Origin of the sequence: Pseudoalteromonas sp. APC 3358 (assembly GCF_030408075.1) — a bacterium.
GTDB classification, from domain to species: Bacteria; Pseudomonadota; Gammaproteobacteria; order Enterobacterales; family Alteromonadaceae; genus Pseudoalteromonas; species Pseudoalteromonas arctica.
Genome location: NZ_JASDCE010000005.1, coordinates 326,662 through 344,916, shown reverse-complemented (window position 1 = coordinate 344,916; position 18,255 = coordinate 326,662). Strand labels below are relative to the sequence as shown.

Annotated in this window: 16 protein-coding genes and 5 tRNA genes; 4 read left to right on the top strand and 17 right to left on the bottom strand. The window is 39.2% G+C overall.

The genetic code is table 11. From position 1 onward, the window contains the following. Positions 1 to 61 precede the first annotated feature (61 nt). Positions 62 to 685, bottom strand: coding sequence for a GTP cyclohydrolase II (ribA, locus tag QL995_RS10730; RefSeq protein WP_007583803.1), 624 nt, complete (start codon positions 683 to 685; stop codon positions 62 to 64). A gap of 248 nt (positions 686 to 933) precedes the next feature. Here ribA and QL995_RS10725 point away from each other — a divergent pair, with 248 nt between their 5' ends. Then, complete coding sequence (locus QL995_RS10725; RefSeq protein ID WP_197174399.1) at positions 934 to 2,049, top strand: energy transducer TonB; 1,116 nt, start codon at positions 934 to 936, stop codon at positions 2,047 to 2,049. A gap of 67 nt (positions 2,050 to 2,116) precedes the next feature. Here the strand turns inward: QL995_RS10725 and QL995_RS10720 are convergent, their stop codons facing one another. The 3 genes from QL995_RS10720 to QL995_RS10710 all read right to left on the bottom strand — a co-directional run bounded on the left by QL995_RS10720 (position 2,117) and on the right by QL995_RS10710 (position 3,716). Next, a complete protein-coding gene (locus QL995_RS10720; RefSeq protein ID WP_024607634.1) occupies positions 2,117 to 2,626 on the bottom strand; it encodes a hypothetical protein in 510 nt (169 codons plus the stop codon). A 99-nt stretch (positions 2,627 to 2,725) separates the two neighbouring features. Beyond that, entirely contained in the window at positions 2,726 to 3,175 is a 450-nt protein-coding gene (locus QL995_RS10715) for a low molecular weight protein-tyrosine-phosphatase (RefSeq protein WP_010555493.1), read from the bottom strand. Between the two features lie 34 nt (positions 3,176 to 3,209). Continuing rightward, positions 3,210 to 3,716 (bottom strand): DUF3087 domain-containing protein, encoded by a 507-nt coding sequence (locus tag QL995_RS10710; protein ID WP_007583795.1) that lies wholly within the window; start codon positions 3,714 to 3,716, stop codon positions 3,210 to 3,212. A gap of 155 nt (positions 3,717 to 3,871) precedes the next feature. Between QL995_RS10710 and QL995_RS10705 the strand changes: the two genes are divergently transcribed. Genes QL995_RS10705 through QL995_RS10695 form a run of 3 tightly spaced genes read left to right on the top strand, consistent with a single transcriptional unit; the run spans position 3,872 to position 5,733 of the window. Further along, positions 3,872 to 4,501, top strand: a complete 630-nt coding sequence (locus tag QL995_RS10705) for an energy transducer TonB (protein ID WP_290294144.1) — start codon at positions 3,872 to 3,874, stop codon at positions 4,499 to 4,501. Positions 4,502 to 4,514: 13 nt separating this feature from the next. Next, positions 4,515 to 5,123 (top strand): sigma-70 family RNA polymerase sigma factor, encoded by a 609-nt coding sequence (locus QL995_RS10700; protein ID WP_290294143.1) that lies wholly within the window; start codon positions 4,515 to 4,517, stop codon positions 5,121 to 5,123. Continuing rightward, a complete protein-coding gene (locus tag QL995_RS10695) occupies positions 5,110 to 5,733 on the top strand; it encodes a hypothetical protein (protein WP_290294141.1) in 624 nt (207 codons plus the stop codon). The genes QL995_RS10700 and QL995_RS10695 overlap by 14 nt, the downstream gene beginning before the upstream one ends. A gap of 90 nt (positions 5,734 to 5,823) precedes the next feature. Here QL995_RS10695 and QL995_RS10690 read toward each other — a convergent pair whose 3' ends face one another. The 13 genes from QL995_RS10690 to QL995_RS10630 form a co-directional block, all read right to left on the bottom strand. Further along, positions 5,824 to 7,515 carry a hypothetical protein gene (locus QL995_RS10690; RefSeq protein WP_138489630.1) on the bottom strand — a complete coding sequence of 564 codons (1,692 nt, stop codon included), beginning with the start codon at positions 7,513 to 7,515 and terminating at the stop codon, positions 5,824 to 5,826. Beyond that, on the bottom strand, positions 7,499 to 9,241 hold the full coding sequence (locus tag QL995_RS10685; protein ID WP_197153017.1) for a hypothetical protein: 1,743 nt from the start codon (positions 9,239 to 9,241) through the stop codon (positions 7,499 to 7,501). Before QL995_RS10685 ends, QL995_RS10690 begins: the two co-directional genes overlap by 17 nt. Positions 9,242 to 9,361: 120 nt before the next feature. Then, a complete protein-coding gene (locus tag QL995_RS10680; protein ID WP_175413907.1) occupies positions 9,362 to 9,508 on the bottom strand; it encodes a hypothetical protein in 147 nt (48 codons plus the stop codon). Between the two features lie 340 nt (positions 9,509 to 9,848). Beyond that, positions 9,849 to 11,591 carry a potassium/proton antiporter gene (locus tag QL995_RS10675; protein ID WP_197151707.1) on the bottom strand — a complete coding sequence of 581 codons (1,743 nt, stop codon included), beginning with the start codon at positions 11,589 to 11,591 and terminating at the stop codon, positions 9,849 to 9,851. A gap of 252 nt (positions 11,592 to 11,843) precedes the next feature. Next, entirely contained in the window at positions 11,844 to 13,220 is a 1,377-nt protein-coding gene (locus tag QL995_RS10670; RefSeq protein ID WP_007583783.1) for a Na+/H+ antiporter NhaC family protein, read from the bottom strand. A gap of 191 nt (positions 13,221 to 13,411) precedes the next feature. Next, entirely contained in the window at positions 13,412 to 15,070 is a 1,659-nt protein-coding gene (gene pbp4b / locus QL995_RS10665) for a penicillin binding protein PBP4B (protein WP_290294139.1), read from the bottom strand. Positions 15,071 to 15,079: 9 nt separating this feature from the next. After that, positions 15,080 to 16,255, bottom strand: a complete 1,176-nt coding sequence (locus QL995_RS10660; RefSeq protein ID WP_290294138.1) for a DUF1343 domain-containing protein — start codon at positions 16,253 to 16,255, stop codon at positions 15,080 to 15,082. A 745-nt stretch (positions 16,256 to 17,000) separates the two neighbouring features. Beyond that, positions 17,001 to 17,077 (bottom strand) — tRNA-Arg (locus tag QL995_RS10655). Positions 17,078 to 17,192: 115 nt separating this feature from the next. Continuing rightward, positions 17,193 to 17,269, bottom strand: a tRNA-Arg gene (locus QL995_RS10650). Positions 17,270 to 17,320: 51 nt separating this feature from the next. Continuing rightward, positions 17,321 to 17,397: transfer RNA gene (locus QL995_RS10645), tRNA-Arg, on the bottom strand. 74 nt (positions 17,398 to 17,471) lie between these two features. Beyond that, a tRNA-Arg gene (locus QL995_RS10640) sits at positions 17,472 to 17,548 on the bottom strand. Positions 17,549 to 17,585: 37 nt separating this feature from the next. Continuing rightward, a tRNA-Ser gene (locus QL995_RS10635) sits at positions 17,586 to 17,678 on the bottom strand. Between the two features lie 128 nt (positions 17,679 to 17,806). Further along, entirely contained in the window at positions 17,807 to 17,989 is a 183-nt protein-coding gene (locus QL995_RS10630) for a hypothetical protein (RefSeq protein ID WP_010553261.1), read from the bottom strand. Between the last annotated feature and the right edge of the window lie 266 nt (positions 17,990 to 18,255).

The window sequence follows — 18,255 nt, the reverse complement described above, 5'->3', positions numbered from 1 at the left end:
GAAACACGCCAAGTATAACTTGGCGTGAGGGGGTATTAATAGACGAAACGTAATTAAATGATTAAGGTTTTTTAATTTTCTTAATATCTAACATATGCGCGCCATGCTTAATTTTTGTTTCTAGGTACGATTTATTACCCGCAACACCCGCTTTAATGTGCGCATGCGTGCCCACAACCGAGTCAACATTAATACCGGCATCTTTTAATGCGTTAAGCTTTTTAGGATTATTGGTCATTAATTTAACGTGGCTTAAATTAAGCGCATTAAGCATTAATACCGCATCCGAAAAGTCACGTAAATCATCAGCAAAGCCTAAATGATTATTAGCTTCGTAGGTGTTCATACCTTGCGATTGCAGTACGTAAGCATCAATTTTGTTGTATAAACCAATGCCACGGCCTTCTTGGCGTAAATACAATAAAATACCGCCTTGCTCGTGCATCATTTCAATACACTCATTTAGCTGCTCGCCGCAATCACAACGCGATGAGTAAAATACATCGCCTGTTAAACACTCTGAATGCATACGAATAAGCGGTACATCTTGCTCTGTATCAGCGTTGTTAAACACCATAGCAATATGTTCTTTACCATCTTTTAAATCAGTAAATGAGATTATTTCTGCAGGGATATCACTATTTCTGCCAACATTAAGCTGGACTCTTGCTCTTACTTGCGCCACGACAAATCCAAATATTTAAATAACTACGACACGACAATAAAGTGATAATATCACAAAATAGGATAAATACACCGTAGTACAAGACTATTTATGGCAATTATATGGCGACGACAGGCGTTATTTTCAATGATTGTTAGCAATAAATTAATACAAATAACAGCCAATGTTATTTACGTTGATTTACCTTAATCAGTGACACTTACGGGCGCGTTTGGTATTTTGTATTTTAAACAACGATAGGGATTATTATGAAACGTCAGCAACTCGCTTTATTTATAGGCTTAAGTTTGTCTGCTTTAAGCGCAACAACTTTAAGCACTACAGCACTTGCCAGCCAAGCAAGCGATCCTCAAACGGTATTTAGCCAAGCATACCAAAGCTATTTAGCAGCAGTTAAAGCAGACGAAAACGTACAACAAACTGCCAAACTTGCTTACACATCAGGTAAAGCCGTTTACGGTAAAAGCGACGACAATACTGCCAACTTAGCTATTAATTACGCTAAAGCAATAAAAGGCTACGGCGATGAGCTAAACGAACAGCGTTTTGCACTCTATAACGAAGCCCATACTATTTTAGCTGCAAACCACGGTAAACTATCAATAGAAACAATTGATGCACTACTCGGCCAAGCTAACTACACAACATCAGCTTACAAAGCAGCTAACTTTTTAGAACAAGTAATAGATATAGCTAAAACACAAAATAAGCCTAAATTTGTAGCCGACATGAAACTAGAAGCAGCATCACTGCTTGCTAAAAAGTTTAGCTCTAAAAAATATCGCGAAGCGAAAAACTACCTAGAAGAAGCCGACGAATACTACCGTGAAAATCTGCCTAGTAGCTCGGTAGAGCAAATTAAAGCTAATTTTTTAATAGCCGCATTTGCCGAAGGTAGTAAAAAATATAATCAGGCAATTGAGCGCTTAAACAACATAGTTACCGCGTTTGACGATAACTTAAAATACGATCACAGTGCTGAGCTAACCGCTCATTCTAAACTTGTAGGTCTGTACGAAAAACAAGGCAAAAGCGAAGAAGCAACTAAACACTGCCTCGCTATCGCTCAAATGGTGCCATGGAAAGAATCGCAAGAGCAAACACCACTCTATCGTGTTAATCCTAAATACCCAGTGCACAAAGCCAGATTTAGTACCGATGGTAGCGTTATTATGGAGTTTGAGGTAGACGCAGCTGGCTTTGTAAAAAACCCAAAAGTACTTAGCTCTGAAGGCGGCAGCGCATTTGAAAAGTCAGCCAAAGCAGCGCTTGAGCAATGGCGTTACGCGCCAAAGTTTGAAAATGGCAAACCCGTTAGCGCTATTTCTCAGGTACAACTCGACTTTAAAATTAACCGCCACTAAAAGCGGCTCATTAAAAAAGGCGCTTTATGCGCCTTTTTTAATACCAACTAATACAAATTCTACGTAGTTAAAATTCGTAACTTACGCTAATACCGCCATCGGCTCTTTTTTCGTTGCTGTCGCTTGCTTTACCATAGCCCACATCTAGCTCTAATCTAAAACCAGCGCTGTTCAATCCATTAAAGTTATAGCTGTACGTAAGCCCTATTCCGTTTGTTGTTTCTTCATCAAAAATACCGCCAATTACACAACCTAGCGTATTAGCAAAGTCAGTTGCTACATCATTAGTTGAACCTTCACACTCTTGGTCTGTATCTCTTGCACCAATAGCGCCCACAAGCGCGCCAAAAGCATGCTTTTTATTATCGCTTACTGCTTGTTCAAAACCTGCAGAAAATCCATCATCAAGGCCTAGTTTATAGTTTGCATACCAGCGTTGTGTGTCGTCGTTAGCCGACAAAGACACTTCAGGAATAACTAAGTAAGGATAGCCACCCCCAATCGAAAAACTAACATCGTTAGCAAAAGTAGAACAAGAAGCGATAGATAAAGTGAGTAGTAATATTTTTATTTTCATAAAGTTCCCTTTGAGTAAGCATAAAATGTACTTACTTTAGGAACATCATGCAATACGACAAAAAGCTCGTTAAATTTAGCTTTAGTAATAAAATAGGGATTAAATTTTAGCGAGTATTTTATCGCTAGCCGCTTCTATTAAATCGAGCACATTTTCAAAGCCATCATCGCCGCCGTAATAAGGATCGGGAATAGCGCTTTGGGCTTGCTCGCCATATTCTAAAAATAGCGCCAGCTTATAGCGTAAATGCTCAGGGCATTGCGCTGTTAAATCAGCTAAATTTTGTGTATCGGCCGCTAAAATTAAATCAAACTCAGTAAAGTCGCTTGTGCGTACTTTACGCGAATAAATACCTTTAAAGCTATAACCACGTTTTTCGCCTGCAGCCATTGAGCGACTATCAGGCGTTTTACCTTCGTGGTAACCAATAGTCCCTGCCGAATCAACTTTAACGTTAACGCCGAGCTTTTTAGCACGGGCTTTTAATACCGCCTCTGCAGTTGGCGAGCGGCAAATATTACCTAAACAAACTATGAGTACTTTTTTCATTAAGGCTCCTCTAACTAATTTAAAAACCTAAGCTTTAAAACTGTTTTAAAATACTTGCGTCGTAATCTTCAACGTTAAGCGTTACGTTATGTTGCGCTGCAACAGATTCAAGCTCAGCTTGTTTAATGGCTAAATCGTCCATAGTGATTAGGTTATCGTCTAACTGCCACAATAACCGAGAGCCCGCGTAGCTATAGTGAATCGCTAATAACGCATCGGCATTACCTTCACGGCCAGCAGCTTTTAACTTAGCCATTTTACGGGTTATTTTATTAAGTGCTTTTTTAAGCTCCCACACATAAACAACTTCTGTCATAAACGTATGTGTACGGTATTTATGAAGTAACCACGCAAGCCCAACGCTAGTAATAGCAACACCTATTAAGTTCCAATGAAAGTGGCTACCACTTTCATCAGGAAATAAAGCAATCAGCGTTTGCGATATAGCCAAGCTGCCTACAGCCAAACCAATACCACATCCTGCAATAACACGGTTTAAATGTTTACGGTAACGCGCTTTATTTATTTCAATGAGTTGCATAACAGCCTAAAAAGTTAAGTTTTAATATTTGCGAATGGCTATTGTAACTAAACCCCACATTTTTTATAAAATTATTTCACCCTTTTTTGATTTGCCACCCGTTATAGCTTTGAAAATACCCTAATTGTAGTGGTCAATAAAATTTGGAGCGGCTTATGCACACACTTGAAGTACCTAACAACCCAGTATTTATTAAAACATCGACTGCCGTTATTGGCGGCGCCGCAATGACCTTTGCAGCTTTTGCGTTTATGCAATATTTAATAAGTGGCGAGCAACGCGCACCGGTTAAACCAGGGGGCGATATTATAGTAGAGATTTTTCAGGCACCTGAGGATTCAAAAGTCAGGCATATACAAAAAATACAGCCGCCACCGCCAATGCCTAAAGTGCCGCAAAAAGCTCCACCGCTTGATACATCAGCCGATCCTGTGTTGGCAATTAGCGACTTTACGCCGATTACAATTGACGATTTTGGTGGCGACATTAACAACACCATTAATCGTCCAACAGGGGATGCAACCCCCATAGTGCGCATAAACCCTAAATACCCAACCACAGCAGCGCGCGATGGTATTGAAGGTTGGGTACAACTAAGCTTTAGTATTTCGCCAACGGGGGAGGTAATCGACCCAGTAGTTATTAACGCCGAGCCTAAACGTACCTTTGATCGCGAAGCAATACGAGCCATTAAACGCTGGAAATATCGCCCCAAAGTAATTGAAGGTGTGGCACAATTACAAACAGGTCAAACCGTACAACTCGACTTCAAATTACAACAATAAGAGCGATGAGCCTATGCTACTAAGTATTAAGTCATGGTTATTTGAAACGCCAAGCAAGGACTGCATGGCAAGTTACGCAAAAAGTGGCGACAATCGTTACTTAGAGCAGCTTATTGCCCTCTACAGTAACGACTTATACCACTACCTTGTTACGCAATCTAATACGCATTTAGCATACGACGTAAGCCAACAAACATGGCTAAAAGTAATCGAAAAACGCCACCTTTACCAAGCGCAAACCACACCCAAAGCGTGGCTGTTTAAACTTGCCCGCAACACACTCATTGACGAATACCGCAGGCAACAGCACTTTGTAGAGCTTGACGAAAACACGCATTTAGCAGCACAAAATGATAAAAGCGAAAGCGACTTAAATAGCAGTGACTTAGCTAGTCGAGACTCGCATATAGGCAGCTCAAACATAAGCTATGACGCGTTCGACGCCGCCCTAAAACAACTCAGCTTTGTACAACGCGAAGCCATAACCTTACAACAAGAAGGCTTTTCGCTCACCGATATAGAACTTATAACGCAAAGCAGTCTTGAGACCATTAAAACAAGGCTGCGCTATGCCAAGAAAAACCTTAAACGTTTATTAGGAGCAAACAATGAACAAGCCTGATGAGCCGCTTGATCAAAAGCTCACACAACACTACAAAGAGCGAAAAGCGCGCACTACACTCACCGCTGCCCAGCAAAAAGCGCTACTTAATAAAGCCACGCACACTAAGCCTAAAAAGTTCGGTTTTACGCTACAGCTAACCAGCCTTGCCTGTGCACTGGGTGTGTTCGCCTTTATTGTGTTTGATAATAACAACGTAATAAATACAGAGCCTAAAACCGTACTTAACAGCGTATTTAACACTATAGATATTCACGACTATTCATTTATAAAAACACACGAAATAAACCAAGCTGGTAGCTATGCAAGCTCCATAAACGAGCAAAAACACGCACTTGATAGTCAATTAGCTAACGATTTACGCCGCCACCAACAACGCCACATAGAATACGGCACTCTAGTGAAGGTAGATAACGACTGGTACATAGCCAGCTGTAATGATGAAATGCTCGTGCAAATTAAGCAGTCACTGTTGAATGATTTAAAAGGTAAACACGCGGTTGAAAGTAATATAAATACGGGTGATATGCTCGCTATGGCGCATAACGGCAAAGGGCAGATTATTGCACTTAAACATGCGGGTGCTGGGGTTAGACAGTGTGGGGCTTAGGTGGTTTGGGATGGTGATAATTTAAATAGTAAATTATCACCTAGCTTAAAGAGAATTCACGCTATACAGAAGAGGCTCGCAAATGTAGATTTATTTCATCTCAGGAAATAATAAATTAAATGGCGTAGGGTAGCGATAATGTCGACAAGCGACTAAAGCCAATGGTGTATAGCCCTGCTTTACGGCTGAAAGCTCCCAAAAAAAATTAGAATGCTTACACTCTTCTTTTACGTGCTTTACAGCAGCCACACCATTTATTGGAAAGTTAGTCGTTGCCACTCCATGCTGGTTAGTACCTGAAAAAAAATACTCCTCAGAAGTTTCATTTGGATACCAATATTGAAGAGTACAGTGCTTCAAGCTTTTATTGCAAAACTCTTCTAATATTTCTGCTAAGTCAGGCATATCGTACAAATTGCAGAACAAAGTTAAAGCGGGATAAAGAATACTCGCTTTTGTCATTGACTCTTTATAAACAATATCCATTTTTTCTTTATTACGATGCTCTAGTAATTGCTCATATGCATGCAGGTTTGTGGGATACATACCATTAAACTCATAAGAGTAAGTAACACGATCAATGATGGCATCCAACCAACTTTTTGCGAAGACATCATCTTGACTGCTTTGGTATAAAAGGTGAAGAGCTAATACCAAGTCTATCGCCTGATCATCTTTATAGGGTGAAAGCAATAAAGGGTTATTAACAACTAAATGATTTATTGCTCTTTTTACTTTACTTAGTTTGTTTTGCAGTATTTCAAATTCTTCACTCTCGTATTTTTTCGAGATATCTTTTTTATACAATTCCGTCAGATTAAATAACAACCATTGCCCCCTAAGAGCTAAGCGACCTAAAATATCAAATAATTTTAGATTAATGCTTATTGAACATGGTGCAGAGATTAAATGTGATATTGCATGTCTTTTATCTACAAATGGAAATATCACTTTTTCAAAATACGCCTCGGTGATCGTATGATAGGTATGTAAAAGCCCTTCAAATGCATTACGGATGGACTTTTGATTAAGGTTATCTTTAATTGAGTCCCATGTGACAAGTAAAGAGTATTCTGCTAGTTGATAAGAAGCCTCTAAGCTATCTTGTTCTCTATGTTGACTAAATATCAACCACAAAGCTAAATTCACTTGATTGATGGATTTAATAGTGGAGGCTTGTTTCTTATCTTTATCAAAAATAAATTGCAGTAATATACTGAAGTATTTTCTAGATTCTACTGGTTCATCAATAAGCGCAATTGACTTATGAAGTAAAGGCTGCCAACCAACGGGGAGGAGTGCTTCAGTGAACATATATTCAAGAATTAGGCTTGATAACTTATCGCCATTCCATTCTTCAAAAGATAGATCTTCATTTGTATGTTTTCTAATATAACCTGTAACGTCCTGCCTTACACCTGTAATGATATGACCACCAAAGCACAAGCAAATAACAACAGGCTTAGCCTTGTGTTCAAGAGGAATTCGGCTTTCTATAAACGAGTCTTGTATTTCATCTAGTGACCAACGCAGCGATTGCGGTGAATCACCTATCCAAGTACTGCGTGTTAGGTTTTTTTCTTTAACTGAGAATAGATAAACTTTATCAACGTCACCATTTATACTACCTACAGCAGCGATATCTACGCCGTATTCTTTGAACCCTCGAGAAGGCTTTATAAATACATTTAAACCCATCTGACTCAACAAATCAGGTAAAATAACATCAAGTTCATCTCTTTCCTTTAATGAAGCTAAATACTCCTTAAGCATCTTTTTCATTTATGAACCTCTCATAACGAAACACCCTTAGCATCATTTCTAAACCTTCAGGATCAACTACAGTCATTTTGGGAATGTCTATTTTTTGCGAAAACGAGTGCAGCGTATTCTTCATTCGTTGACTTTTACTTCCTAAAATTGAAGGTGTGACTACGTCATTACCATATAAAATAGTTTGTGTTGTAGCAATTAAATTAACTATAGAACCTTTCCGTGCTTCATTCATACTTTGAGACATTTTCACTTCAAAATCTCGCCAGTAAAGGTGAACTTCTTTTTGAGGCGCTTTTAATTCTTTGATCTTATTTATGCCTTTAAAATTTGCATTATAGCTATCTAATTCAGATAAAAGTTGGTCGATAACAACCAAAATATCGCTGTCCGCACTCTCTTGTATTTTTGTCAGAAATTCTTTTACTTTTTCCGTATAACTTAGAAGTAATGGATCATAAATCAATCTAATTATTTGTTTTTTTGTATCCGCCGTCGTATGGGAAATAATTGAGAGTAAAAAGCTGACAACAGCGATTGGACTATAAAAAAGCCAGCCAACAGCTTTTTTAATCATAAATAAAAACTCACTATCTGTAAGCGGTAAAACTGATTCATCAATTGAGAGTTCAATCAAGTATCTATCACCTTTAGTAATTACATCATGCAACGCACAACACAGTTGAACATCTCCTATTAAAAGCCATTTTGTAACTATTCTATTTAAAAAATCTGAATTTCGCTCATTCACAAGCTCATGATCTAGGTGCTGAAAATCACTAACTTTAAGCTCATTATTTTTTATAAGTAGGGTTTCAAGTAAATCTTCTACTAAAGAACATTTCTCACCATTAATTTCATTTCTAATAAAATAGGACAAGTGATCTAGTGTTTTAGATTGAGCTGGCGTTGTATTTTTGAAATAAGGTATTAGAAATGTAACGACGTTATCAGGAAGATCTTGTCCATTAAAAGCTGCTAGGTATGAAGCTTCTTGTATTACCAAGTGTTCATATTTCTGAAGACATTGTTCAAACAATAACTGGGCTTGAGGCCATAATATGGGAGTTTGTTTCGCAATAAGAAAAGCTGAGCGAAAAATTTCAGATTTTTCAGAACTACCTGTTTCAATATTTAAAGCGCTTTCTAATAGCTTTAGACGAACTGATGGCATATCTAAATCATTCAATGAGACCCGACCTATAGCCGAATATATCTGTAATCGTATACCCGCACTTTCGTGCTTGATCAACGTCGAAAGTTGTTCTATTACCCATGAAGAGTCGAGTTTCGCAGCAGCCATTATTGTATTAGCTAATAAAGGATAACTATTTTCCGGTTGCTCTAATATAAAACTTAAACCAGCTTTACAACGATCTAAATTTTGCTGGCAAAACAAAAAATAGGCTTGTTCATAATCGCCATAAACTAATTCTTCATCTTTTAAGTGAACGAATACATTAACAACATCAATCACAGTAGTATCAAGTTTGGGCAATACAGAACAATAGGCAAATGTCAGACTTGAAGAGTTATAATTATTTTCTTGATTTGTTAGCTTTAGTAATTGCTCATTCAGATCCAAGATTTGATTATTGTGGAGATACGCCAACTCTTCAGCTATTAAACTATCTTTATTACGAATATCTCTGAAATCCAAGTCATTTAAAACCTTAAGTAAGGTATCGTTTTTTACCGCATCCTCTAGAGTCGCTTTTATTTCCGCCTGTTCCATTGCAGAACCTTTGAATTAAGGGATAGTATTTAATCCCACTTTAAATTGACAGATACCACAAGTCAATTGAGGAGAAATATCATCATTCTAAACTAAGCTTCTGAGTTAGCGCTTATTTATTTAATTTGCAAAACCCGCTGGGCTAGATTTTGCATCCCATCCCTCAGAGTCAGGTCTTATTTCTTGCCAAACTAAAACATAAATTTCACGTTTAACAATTTTCCCGACATCGCGACATGAAAATAGGTAGTTGATGAGTAATTTCACGCATTGGTATCTTATCTTCACCATTTACTTTCACATCTATCAATATTTGAAGGGAGTAATGTGATGCTCGGTGGTACAGGGAAAGCTCAGGGGATATAAGCGTCAGTATACCTTTGCCGCTGTCGCCAGCACGATAAAAACCTGAATGAGGTTTTATGTTGTATTTAACTTTCAGGCTACCGCCCGACGCGCCAGCAAGCTGTTCGCCTACAATAAACACTACATATAACTAGCTTTTGGTGTGCTCATTGCATTGGCGAACAGTTGGGTTTCGTGTCACTCAACCCAACCTACTTAGCTATAAAAGTACTGTCACCATCTAACAAATCACTGTTAATGATTACTGCTTTAAAAGTCGCTTTTCTGGATTATTTAAGTACTTTAAGCCAATGGTAACTATGCGTGTATGTACCATTGTTATAACGCGTATTTGCACATTGCCAATAACAACAATATCGCCTTTACTGACTTCTCCTGAAAGCTTTTGGTTAATCACTTCTTCCAAGCTTATCTCTTCTGGAGCGTCTATGTGCATGTGGTAAGAGTAAAATATATCACCTACCAACGTTACTCCTTTCACTTTAAGTTCGTTGTGAGCTAAGTGGCTATCTTGATGGTTTGTTTTATCGGTTGCTGTAAAAACTAAATCAACAAAAGGTCTGTTATCTGGTTTTAAAACAACAAATAAGTGATCGTTTGCTTTTAACTTAGTTGAGCCTCGTGGCGGTATGATTGACGGACCCCGTGTGATCATAGCAACAACCACACTCTCAGGAAGTGCCGCATGTGACAAGCTGCGCCCAGAAACCCGAGAAACATCACTTAAGGTGTATTCTACAATTTCTATATCAATATCGTTTAGTGCTGTAATTTCGAGTGTTGCAGCGGCTAGGTCGGGCGGCGGCTCTACTAAATTTAGTTTTTTAGCCATCCAAGGCATTGTTGAGCCCTGTAACGTTGCTGAAATTAATACCACGAAAAAAACAACATTAAAAATAAGTTCAGCCCCTGAAAGGCCAAATAGTAATGGGAATATAGCTAAAATAATGGGTACTGAGCCTCTAAGGCCAACCCAAGATACAAACAGGGTTTCGCGATTATTAAAGCCAAACAGTTTTAAAATAGGCGCTACCGCTAATGGGCGAGCAACAAAAATGAGTGCCAATGCAATAAGCAATCCTTCTAACCATACATCAACCAACGACGATGGGTTAATAAGGAGTCCTAATACAACAAACATGGTTATTTGCCCAAGCCATGCTAAGCCGTCATGAAACAGAAAAATACCGCGTTTATATACAAATTTGCTGTTACCTAAAATAACACCCGTTATAAATACAGCTAAGAATCCACTGCCGCCGAGCGTTGCAGAAAGGCCAAAAGAAAGCAGTCCAAATGCGGTTACCATCACTAAATACAAACCCGATGCATTTAGTTTAATTCGATTAATAAACCAAACCGATACCTTACCAATTAAAAGACCACAAATAGCGCCAACCCCCATTTGTTGAGCAAATAACTGTAGTAAATCCAGCCCTATTGGCATGTCGTTAACGAGCATTTCTAACAAACCAACTGTTAGAAAAATAGCCATTGGATCGTTCGAGGCACTTTCTATTTCAAGCGTAGATTTAAGCTTTTTGTTTAAGTGAATGCCCGCACTTCGTAAAAGCGCAAACACTGCTGCAGCATCTGTAGAGCCAACAATAGCGCCCAGTAAAACACCTTGTAATATGGGCAGGTCTAAAATATAAGTGGCCACAAGGCCTGTAATTACAGCGGTAAATAACACCCCGACGGTTGCTAAAGCAGACGCGGGTTTCCACACTTGTTTAATTGAACTGGTAGGCGTTTGTAAGCCGCCATCAAATAGAATAATGGCAAGCGCAAGAGTACCCAAAGCATGTGCGGCCTCTGCGTTGTCGAATGAAATACCTGCAATACCGTCTTCACCTGCGAGCATACCTACAAGTAAAAATAGCACCAGCACAGGTAAGCCAACACGTGCAGATAACTTGCTCGAGATCACTCCTAGTAAAATTAATATGGCACTAACGAGAATGATATTATCAATTGCAAACATAGTGTGGATTTACAGCCTTATATGAGTTGAAAAGTAAGAATTGCCAGCTATCAAAAAGCTTAAAGCTCATGCTATACAATAACCTAAAAAATATAAATACGGGTACTTAAGTCTATAATTAAATCATTTTTCTAATAGTTATAGACCCTTTTAGTTTGGTATTGCTTGGCTCTATCTTAATTAGCTTTATTTATTTTGAAAACAAAAAAGCCTGCGATTAAGCAGGCTTTTGAGTATTTAAATAATCAAATTTTATAAAACAATAATGCTTGTTACTAAGTACGCTAAAAACGTAAGGCCACCACCAAATAAGGCATACGGTAGCTGTGTTTTAACGTGGGTGAGTAAGTCACACCCCGATGCAATAGCCGATACAGCGCTGGTGTCGGATATAGGCGAGCAATGATCGCCAAATATACCACCACCCAAAATAGCACCAACAACAAGCGACGGCGGTAAACCTAGCGCTTGAATAAGTGGCACACCAATTGGGATTAATATAGCAAACGTACCCCACGATGTGCCCGTAGTAAACGACATTACCGCGCCAGTTAAAAACAGCACCGGTACGATTAAGTAAATAGGTAAATAGTCACCAACAAGTGACGCTACAAATACGCCAGTACCCAGCTCTTTTAAGCTTGCGCCAAGTGTAAGCGAAAGCAGTACAATAGCGACTAGCGGCATTAATTCGCCCATACCTTTAAAACCGGTATCAACTAATTGATGGTGCGTAAATTTACGTGAGCCAATCATTAAAAAGTAAGCGACAACAATGGCTAAAACCGTTGCGTACAATACTGATTTAGAGCCACTGCCCTCTGCCAACACACCATTACCGGTGTAATACATAAAGCCAACCATGCTGGTAATTAGCGTAATAAGCGGGATTAACATATAACGCGCTTTAGAGGCTTTTATTTCATCTTTTAAGTCGGTTGTTTGAAGCTCTAGTTTTTCTTCGGCTTCTTTCATTGGGCCATGCACTTTATCAAACGCGATGGTGTAAAAAACAATAACAAGGGTGATTATGGCGTAAAAGTTATACCCTACGCTGCCCCACAGTACCGATACAGCCGACTCACCTAGCTCGTAGTTACCTAACAAACCAAGTACAAATGCACCCCAGCCGTTAAGTAGTATTAAAATACACACTGGCGCACTGGTGCTGTCAATAATGTACGCTAGACGCGCTCGGCTCATTTTAAATTTATCGAACAAGCCACGCGATAAAATACCCGAGGTAAGTACGCTCAGGTTAGATTCTATAAACACCGCAATGCCGGTAAACATGGTTAAAAAGCCCACTTGGCGCTTACTTTTTGCAATGCCTTTGTTCATTAGCATATTAACAGTTGCTGCAACGCCGCCAGATTCGCGAATATAGGCAAGCAGTGCACCAATTAAAATACTAAAAATTAGTATGCGTGTATTACCTGGCGAGCTGGCAACCGAAATAATACGTTCAATGGTATTTAAAAAAGTGTCAAACAAGCTATTACCTTCGCCCTGAAAGGCGAGTAAAAACTCAGAAGAAGCAACAGCAACAAGTAGCGCCATAATCACTTCTTTTCGCCAAAACACGATAGCAATCGCAATTAGCGGCGGTAAAATAGAATACCAATGCATAAAAAGTTAACCTTAATTATTAGCGAGTAAACCTCGCTTTGTACGCGTTTTAACGCTTATTTGTTAAGCCTAACAACATAAACCGGCTTAGTTTTATAGACCGCTTAGCTTAATGGATTGGCTTACTCAAGTCACCTGTAAATAAATCACTTAAGGTGGCACGGTTAGTACGTTTTAACCTATACGATAGCTTATTGATTTAGTAACGCTTCATAAATAAGCGACACCACCGATCCGTACTGTGCGGTTTCAAATTGTTTGCCTGTAAATTCGTAACGTTTTAGCGAACCTTTAATTGCGCTATGGCGAGCATTAGTAAGTAAAACAATAGCTAAGTCGTAAGCGGGGTCAATTACGGTCACTGTCCCCGTCCAACCAGTGTGCCCGTATGCTTGTGCGCTTGCATAAGGGCCAAAGTGCCAGCGCCTTGCTTGATTGTTACCAGCTAGCCTAAAACCAAGCCCGTAGGTTTCATCGCTTGATTGCGGCGTTAAAAATTGCGCTAAGGCGCTTGCACTAAATAATTGTTGGTCGCCGTAGCCACCGCTATTTAATAATAGCTGGCAAAGCACGGCTAAGTCGTGAGCATTACTAAATAATCCTGCATGCCCTGCTACACCATCAAGAGAATAGTAAGCGCGCTCGTCATGCACTTGGCCTTGTAAAACCCCAGTTCGAACATTATCAAACTTAATGCGCCCGTCTCGTGTGTTGCCGCTAAGCTCAGTGGCTGCAAATTGCTGCGGCTTAAAGCCTTTTTTAAGTGGATTAAATAACGTGTTAGTTAATTTTAGTGGCGCGTACACTTGCTGCTCTAGGTATTCGTCAAGGGGCTGCCCTGTAATGCGCTCAATTAGTACGCCTAAAATCATGTAATCAATATCTGAGTAAATAGGCTGCCCAGATGATTTACTACTAAAAGGCACGCTGGTAAGTAATAGCTGTTTGGTGGTTTTACTGTTTTGCGAATAAAACGCGTCGCCATAGCTGCCATCTTTACGGTGAAAGTCAAATACTGGCGGGTATCCGGCGCTGTGAGTGAGTAACTCTTTTACTGTACGTTGTACTCGCCCTTCGCCTTTATACTCGCTTAGGTAGCTTTGCACGGGTTTATTAATATTTAACAGCCCTTCGCTTACTAATTTCATAAGTGCAAAATTGGTGGCAAATATTTTGGTGTTTGAGGCAAGATCAAACAAGGTATTAGTTTGCATGGGCTCTGGTCGAAGTAACATTAAATCACTTTGCTGATATTGCTTTGCATCGCCATAGGCGGTTAATTTTATTAGTTCACCATTTTTAACAACGGCCAACACAGCCCCAGGAAAACCCGCTTTTACATCACGCTCAATTAATGTGTCTACTTCACTAAAATCTACGAGCTTTATTGACTCATCGCTTAAAGTAGGAAATGCAAAACGCAGTGTTAAGCTTGCGCCAGCAGGGAGAATATTTTCAACCTTAAAGGTATTAACACCGTTGTGAGTATTTTTTGCCAAACTGTAATTGTATAGAGTGTTGCCGCTCAGTTGGCTAACGTCGAGCTTTTGGTTATTAATATAAATATCGGCGCTTTGTGCGTTGTGGTTTTGTATTAATAATTGCCCGCGCCCTTTGTAAGCTTTAAACGTACCTCGGTTATTTACATAAAACCGGCTACTTGGATTTACCTCAGGAAACGTTACAACCACTTGTGCATTAGGCAGCTCTAAAAGTTGGCTTTTTGTAAGTGGTAGCACCGAGCTAATAGGCTCCGGTGGTGTACTACAGCCTACAACAATAAAACTCAAAGCCACTATAAATATTTTTTTAATATAACCACACCTTTGATTTTTTAAAGCAATAAACATGCTTAGCCCTTATTTATATAACAAGTAAGGCGCTCTTTGCGCTTTAAATTGCGCAAGCCCCGCCTGCCAGCTTTGTTTTATTTGCGCTTCTGATTGCCCTGCTTCAATAGCTAAGCGCAATTTATTAGTACCCGCTAGTTTATCCATAAAGTCAGCGCGCTCAAAAAACGAGATGTTGTTTTTACTAAGCTCAGTGTACGCATTTATTAAGTAAGTTAAATTTAGGCCTGTGGTATTTGCTTGTCTTAAATCGAGCCCTTGTACGGTTTGGTTTTTAAATTTAGGGTTTAAAGCAGCCCCTTTAATTGCGCGCGGTGTAAAATTAAAATCACCTAATGCTACTGGCGAATAGCCAATTACTTGAAATGCAAAGTCGGTGCCTCTACCAATGCTGATAGGCGTTGCTTCAAAAAAACAAAGTGATGGGTAAAGTGCAATCGCCTGATCGTTAGGTAAGTTAGGGCTGGGTTTTACAGGCAAGCTGTAAGTACTTTTACGAGTGTAATGATCAACAGGGATCACGGTTAATTTTAAATCGGGCGCTTTATTGATCCAACCCTCGCCCTTGATCATTTTGGCAAGTTCGCCAACGGTCATACCGTGTAACACAGGAATTGGGTGCATGCCTACAAACGATTTAAATTCTGGCTCTAATATTGGCCCATCAACGTAGGCAATATTTGGATTGGGTCTGTCGAGTACTAAAAATTCTATCCCCTGCTCTGCAGCGGCTTCCATCATGTAGTGCATAGAGCTTATGTAGGTATAAAAACGTACTCCCACATCCTGAATATCAAAAATAATCACATCAACATCAGCTAAAGCAGCTTGGCTTGGTTTTTTATTTTTACCATAAATAGAAATAAGCGGAATACCGGTTTTGCTATCAACGGCATTTTTTACATGCGCGCCCGCATCATGATCGCCGCGAAAGCCATGCTCAGGTGCAAAAATTTTAGTTATATTAATATTTTTAGTCAGCAGCGCATCTACTAAGTGAGTTTGCCCTACCGTTGATGTTTGATTAACTACTAGCCCTACGCGTTTATTTTTTAACTGTGGTAAATATTTAGCATATTGCTGCGCACCTACCACAAGTGAGTTATTAGCTTCGTTGGCTTGTGCGCTGGAAATACAAATAGCGCTAAAAATAAAAAATAACGTAATAAATAGGGTTTTAAACATACTGCAATATCCTTTTAAACAAGGCGTTTAAAATAACATAGGTAATATTAAAGAGCAGCTTTAGAAAAGGGTTAAGTGGGCTTGAGTAGATACAGTGATTAGAAGCTGGCGCTTCTCACGCGAGCAAGCTCAGCGTCTACAACGAATGAATAAACTCGGAGTTTAGATTTAAATATTAGAGCTAGTTTTACTTGAAAATACCACCTCTCATTTTAAGCTTAAAGACCGTATTTAACCTTCTTAGAGCTAAACGCTTCTAGTTATTTAATTTCTTGGTCAATGAACCACTTAAAGATCTATTACACAAAGAGAAGCGAAAGAGAAGTAAATGAGAAGACATAAGCCCGGGTTTATTAGTTTAGCTTAGCTTTATTACTACCTCTAAAAGCGCAGCGCCTCTTAACCTCTTTGTGAATAAATTACTTATTTCTGGCGTTGCCAACGAATAAAATCTTATAAATTATATTTTTGAGGGGGGAATAGAAGCTAGCGCTTCTCACGCGAGCAAGCTCAGCGTCTACAACGGATAAATAAACTCGGAGTTTAGATTTAAAGATTAGGGCTGGTTTTACTTGTAGGCGTGCAGCTTGCTGACGCGACGAGCAAAGCTCGTAAATAAAGTATCAGTGATTAGAAGCTTCCGCTTCTCACGCGAGCAAGCTCTGCGGCTACAGGAGTGGTAGTTTACATTTCACTTTATTTTAGGCACAAAAAAACCGACTTAATGTCGGCTTGTTTATGAAAGTGGTGGGCGCAGGAGGATTCGAACCTCCGACCGCTCGGTTCGTAGCCGAGTACTCTATCCAGCTGAGCTATGCACCCACTTTCATAGATTGCTTATTTAAACTCTAAGCAGAGCGTATAAATTCAGACATAAAAAAACCGATTTCCATCGGTTTATTTTTCTTACACTTAAAAGTGTATGAAAACATGAAAGTGGTGGGCGCAGGAGGATTCGAACCTCCGACCGCTCGGTTCGTAGCCGAGTACTCTATCCAGCTGAGCTATGCACCCACTTTCATTTTTACTATTACTTGTTTTTACTCTAAGTGAGAGTCTATAAAGTGGTGGGCGCAGGAGGATTCGAACCTCCGACCGCTCGGTTCGTAGCCGAGTACTCTATCCAGCTGAGCTATGCACCCACTTTATAGTTTACTTATTTTAACTCTAAGTAGAGCTTTTGCTTATTTAGACTCTAAGCAGAGTTATTAAAGTATGGTGGGCGCAGGAGGATTCGAACCTCCGACCGCTCGGTTCGTAGCCGAGTACTCTATCCAGCTGAGCTATGCACCCATACTTTAAAACTTTACAAAACACGCCATTAAAAAAATGGTGGAGAGGGAGGGATTCGAACCCTCGATAGAGCTACAAACTCTATACTCCCTTAGCAGGGGAGCTCCTTCGGCCACTCGGACACCTCTCCGTCTTGTGGGGCGTATAATAAAGATTTCAGAAAATATGTCAAACACTTTTCTACCAAAAACGACTATATGGTTATAGATTGCACATATGCTTGGTTTAAAAGTGTAATTAGTTTGAAATTTAAGCGGGTTACGTATTTTTATTTGAAGGATTAACACCTAGCACAGGAACTAAGTCATCAGTTAACTGAGCCAAATACTGTTCTTGGTAACCTAATTGTTGAAATTCAGCAATACAAGCACGGTAGTAAGCATTTCTTTCTTGCTCTGATGTGCATTCTTCTGATAAATCATCTACTCGTTTGTCTTTCATACTATTATTCTAAGTCCTTTAAGAATCTATATTTAACTGCTAAATACCAAGCAGTGTAAATTTCGTGCGTATTCTAGCTAAAACCTTTACATAAATACAACATATGTTTAAAAAACAATCATACTAAAAAGTTATAGCACTGTTAGTTTTAATATTAAAAACTGCCAATAACAATAAATTAGCGAAGCTGAATTGCACATTAACCAGCACTAATAACTACATTTAATTTTTAGTGTAGTACTTATTAATTAAAATACTAATGCAAA

Excerpts from the sequence above, each read along its gene's own strand:
- QL995_RS10660 (WP_290294138.1), bottom strand. The coding sequence starts at position 16,255 with ATGTTTAAAACCCTATTTATTACGTTATTTTTTATTTTTAGCGCTATT.
- QL995_RS10695 (WP_290294141.1), top strand. The coding sequence starts at position 5,110 with ATGAACAAGCCTGATGAGCCGCTTGATCAAAAGCTCACACAACACTAC.
- QL995_RS10715 (WP_010555493.1), bottom strand. The coding sequence starts at position 3,175 with ATGAAAAAAGTACTCATAGTTTGTTTAGGTAATATTTGCCGCTCGCCA.
- QL995_RS10690 (WP_138489630.1), bottom strand. The coding sequence starts at position 7,515 with ATGAAAAAGATGCTTAAGGAGTATTTAGCTTCATTAAAGGAAAGAGAT.
- pbp4b (WP_290294139.1), bottom strand. The coding sequence starts at position 15,070 with ATGTTTATTGCTTTAAAAAATCAAAGGTGTGGTTATATTAAAAAAATA.
- QL995_RS10705 (WP_290294144.1), top strand. The coding sequence starts at position 3,872 with ATGCACACACTTGAAGTACCTAACAACCCAGTATTTATTAAAACATCG.
- QL995_RS10725 (WP_197174399.1), top strand. The coding sequence starts at position 934 with ATGAAACGTCAGCAACTCGCTTTATTTATAGGCTTAAGTTTGTCTGCT.
- QL995_RS10685 (WP_197153017.1), bottom strand. The coding sequence starts at position 9,241 with ATGGAACAGGCGGAAATAAAAGCGACTCTAGAGGATGCGGTAAAAAAC.
- QL995_RS10700 (WP_290294143.1), top strand. The coding sequence starts at position 4,515 with ATGCTACTAAGTATTAAGTCATGGTTATTTGAAACGCCAAGCAAGGAC.
- QL995_RS10630 (WP_010553261.1), bottom strand. The coding sequence starts at position 17,989 with ATGAAAGACAAACGAGTAGATGATTTATCAGAAGAATGCACATCAGAG.
- QL995_RS10710 (WP_007583795.1), bottom strand. The coding sequence starts at position 3,716 with ATGCAACTCATTGAAATAAATAAAGCGCGTTACCGTAAACATTTAAAC.
- QL995_RS10720 (WP_024607634.1), bottom strand. The coding sequence starts at position 2,626 with ATGAAAATAAAAATATTACTACTCACTTTATCTATCGCTTCTTGTTCT.
- QL995_RS10670 (WP_007583783.1), bottom strand. The coding sequence starts at position 13,220 with ATGCATTGGTATTCTATTTTACCGCCGCTAATTGCGATTGCTATCGTG.
- QL995_RS10675 (WP_197151707.1), bottom strand. The coding sequence starts at position 11,591 with ATGTTTGCAATTGATAATATCATTCTCGTTAGTGCCATATTAATTTTA.